The following is a 491-nucleotide window of genomic DNA, read 5'->3' on the forward strand; positions in this document are numbered from 1 at the left end:
GGACATGATAAAGATAATGTTGGGGCGGCTCATCATATTCTCACTAAAAGGCGGAACGGGGGCCGCGCCGGAATGCGGCAGCACGGCCCATTTCGATTTTCACTCGGCGTAAAGCGCACCGAGATAGAATTCGGACGCGGGCAACGGATTCTCGATCTTGGCGCTGGTTCAGCAGGCGCAGTTCGGCGGATTCACGCTGGAAGGACATGCTCTGGGACCATGCGCGGCGCGACAGCATGTAGAATGTCGCGGCCAGCAGGATGGCAAATCCCATGATTTCAAGCGCCAGAACCGCGTTCACCCGTTCGCGCACGGTGTCATAGGCGGTATATGTGACCAGACGCCACCCACGGAACGGAACGCGTGCATCGGTGCGCAGCACAGCCTCTCCGCGCAGATAGGCATCGGGGGGTTCCTGTGCCCAGTCCGCCGTCACCTGAAACGCCCGCAGGATGGCCGAGGGCGGATCCTGCACCGCAAGGGCATCCTTG

General features: G+C 61.1%; 1 pseudogene. It reads right to left on the reverse strand.

The window, feature by feature from the left end:
- Window positions 1-94: 94 nt before the first annotated feature.
- Window positions 95-491, reverse strand: a pseudogene (locus TR36_RS14620) (sensor histidine kinase); the annotation flags it as partial.

This window comes from Falsirhodobacter sp. alg1, assembly GCF_000739715.2.
In the GTDB taxonomy this organism is placed as follows: domain Bacteria; phylum Pseudomonadota; class Alphaproteobacteria; order Rhodobacterales; family Rhodobacteraceae; genus Falsirhodobacter.